This window comes from Bradyrhizobium sp., from assembly GCF_019242285.1.
GTDB lineage: Bacteria > Pseudomonadota > Alphaproteobacteria > Rhizobiales > Xanthobacteraceae > Bradyrhizobium.
Window position 1 is genome coordinate 1 of the sequence record NZ_JAFAVV010000303.1, and the last position, 2,986, is coordinate 2,986.

A 2,986-nucleotide genomic window follows, 5' to 3' on the forward strand; every position below is an offset into this window, starting at 1 on the left:
GCAAGCGCATCTTCATCATCTGCTCGGCCGGCTTCACGGTCGCCTCCGTGCTGTGCGGGCTGGCGCAGGACATCAACCAGATGGTGCTGTTCCGCCTCCTGCAGGGTGTGTTCGGCGCGGCGCTGGTGCCGCTGTCGCAGGCGGTGATGCTCGACATGTACTCGCTGCAGGAGCGCGCCAAGGCGATGTCGATCTGGGGCATGGGCGTGATGATGGGCCCGATCATGGGCCCCTCGCTCGGGGCCTGGCTGACCGAGACCTATTCCTGGCACTGGGTGTTCTTCGTCAACCTGCCGTTCGGCTTTATCACCGTGCTCGGCCTGATCGTCTTCATGGACGAGACCAAAAAGAACCTGAACCTGAAGTTCGACTGGTTCGGCTTCACCGCACTCGCGGTCGCAATCGGCTCGCTGCAGCTGGCGCTCGATCGCGGCGAGCAACTCGGCTGGCTCGAATCCAACGAGATCATCGCCGAGTTCATCATCTCCGCCATCGGCTTCTATTATTTCTTCGCCCACTCGTTCACGACCACGCGGCCGTTCATCCAGTTCGCGCTGTTCAAGGACCGCAATTTCCTCACCGGCTGCATCTTCATGACGGTGATGGGCCTGGTGCTGTATTCGACCATGGCGCTGGCCTCGCCCTATCTGCAGAACGTGATCGGCTATCCCATCATCACCGCCGGCGTGCTGCTGGCGAGCCGCGGTTGCGGCACCTTCGTCGCCATGATGCTGGTCGGCCGGCTGATGCGCTACATCGAGGCGCGCACGCTGATCATCGCTGGTCTTGGTCTCACCGCGCTGTCGCTCTACTACATGACCGCCTGGACCGACCAGACCGGCGTGCCGGAGATCGTCACCGTGAGCATCGTCCAGGGCTTTGGCTTCGGCCTCGTCTTCGTGCCGCTCTCGACGGTCGCGTTCATGACGCTGCCCGGCCAGTTGCGCACCGACGGCACCTCGATGCTGACGCTGATGCGCAACGTCGCGAGCTCGGTCGGCATCTCGGTGGTGATCGCGCAGCTCACGGAAGGATCGCGGCGCATCTATGCGATCCTCAACAACAACGTGAATCCATTCAATCACGCCATGCAGATGCCCGACGTCGCGGGCATGATCAACATGAACACCGACTCGGGCCGTGCGCTGGCCGACGTCATGCTGCGGCTCCAGGCGCAGATCATCGCCTTCTCGCACGACTACCAGCTCATCATGATCTTCATCCTGGCCTCGATTCCGCTCGCCCTCATGATCGGCTCGACCAAGGTCGCGCTGCGCAAGCAGGCGGCCGGCCCGGAACATGCGGTGATGGAATAGAGGAAGCGAACAGATCGGCAGGGTGGGCTAAGCGGGCACATGCGGCGCAGGCTGCTCAACGTCAGTTGATAGTTAAGCGCACGGCGCTGCGGCACGTAAAATGCAGCGCAACCGATGTCGTGGGATACGCTGCGCCGCAAACGCTGCACTGCGCATCGAGGACGGCCTGCTACTTGATCGGCGCGCGCGGCAGCACCGTTTCGCCTGCTTCCATCCGGTAAACGTGGTCGAGCGCGTACCAGGGCGGGACGACGTCTGGCGCATCGGGGCGCGGCACGTCGTGGCGGACGAAATCGCCGATCAATGCCCTGGTCACACCGAACTGCGCGTCGCTGTCGATGTTCGGATCGGCGGGATCGTAGACCTGCGAGACCAGGACCTTGAATGCCGGCTTCACGATCAGCGCATGCAGATGGGCAGGCCGGTAGGGATGGCGATGCTGCGCCTGGAGCAGCCGTCCGACCACGCCATCGGTCGGGATCGGATAGCCGCTCATCAGCACCGAGCGAAACCAGAAGCGGCCCTGCGCATCAGTCGTGAGCTTGCCGCGCAGGTTCATGTCGGCCTGCCCGGGATCCTGGTTCTCATAGAAGCCAACCGGCGAGGAATGCCAGACATCGACCTCGGCGCCCGCGATGGGCGCGCCATTCGGATCGACCACGCGTCCCCGCACGAACAACGGCGGACCCGGCGTCTCCGAGCGCACGATCGAGCCACCATTCTCGAGGCGCGGCGAATTGAGCCGCCAGAACGGTCCGAGCAGCGACTGCGAGGTCTCGGTGTTGCCATTGTCGCCATTGTTCAGCAGGCATACGAGGGACGACACGCCGAGCGAACCCGCCATCAGCACGACTTCGTTATGACGGTCGGTGGTGCGCTGCCCGAGCTCAGCGAGGATCGCGATGGCCTCGCGGAATTCCGCCTCGGTGAGGCGGACGTCGCGGATGAAGCCGTGCAGATGCGTGATCAGCGCGACCATGATCTCGCGCAGTCGCGGATTGGTGGTCTGCTCCATCACGGCGAGCACGGCGGCCGTGACGTCCTGCTCGCGCGCGATGGTCATGTGTCCACGTTCCCTGTTTCGTCCCCATGGTGAGGAGGCGCGAAGCGCCGTCTCGGACCATGAGGCCACCGCACGAACCTCATCCTTCGAGACGCGGCAAAGGCGCCGCTCCTCAGGATGAGGGGCAGGCAGCTCAGTTCACTTTCTCGATCGCCACCGCGACGCCCTGGCCGACGCCGACGCACATGGTGGCGAGCGCGCGCTTGCCGCCGCGCTTCTCCATCCCGTGCACGGCCGTCAGCGCCAGCCGCGCGCCGCTCATGCCGAGGGGATGACCGAGCGCGATCGCGCCGCCATGCGGATTGACGAAGTCGGCGTCGTCCTTGACGCCGAGCTGGCGCAGGCAGGCGATGCCCTGCGAGGCGAACGCCTCGTTCAGCTCGATCAGATCGAAATCGCTGATCTTCAACCCCAGCCGCTCCATCAATTTGCGCGTCGCTGGCACCGGGCCGATGCCCATGATGCGCGGCGGCACTGCGGCCGAGGCGAGCCCAAGGATGCGCGCCCGCGGCGTCAGGCCGTGCTTCTTCACGGCCTCCTCCGAAGCAAGGATCATTGCCGCCGCGCCATCATTGACGCCCGACGCATTGCCCGCGGTCACCGTGCC

Annotated in this window: 2 protein-coding genes and 1 pseudogene; 1 reads left to right on the forward strand and 2 read right to left on the reverse strand. The window is 64.9% G+C overall.

Annotated elements, in window-relative coordinates:
* The coding region (locus JOY90_RS11940; RefSeq protein ID WP_291691345.1) for an MDR family MFS transporter at positions 1 to 1,316 on the forward strand (1,316 nt) is incomplete at its 5' end.
* Between the two features lie 169 nt (positions 1,317 to 1,485).
* Here the strand turns inward: JOY90_RS11940 and JOY90_RS11945 are convergent.
* Together JOY90_RS11945 and JOY90_RS11950 are read right to left on the reverse strand one after the other, a co-directional pair.
* Positions 1,486 to 2,379: a dioxygenase gene (locus JOY90_RS11945; RefSeq protein ID WP_291691346.1), complete on the reverse strand. Its 894-nt coding sequence runs from the start codon at positions 2,377 to 2,379 to the stop codon at positions 1,486 to 1,488.
* Positions 2,380 to 2,512: 133 nt separating this feature from the next.
* A pseudogene (locus JOY90_RS11950) lies at positions 2,513 to 2,986 on the reverse strand (3-oxoadipyl-CoA thiolase); the annotation flags it as partial.

Excerpts from the sequence above, each read along its gene's own strand:
- JOY90_RS11945 (WP_291691346.1), bottom strand. The coding sequence starts at position 2,379 with ATGACCATCGCGCGCGAGCAGGACGTCACGGCCGCCGTGCTCGCCGTG.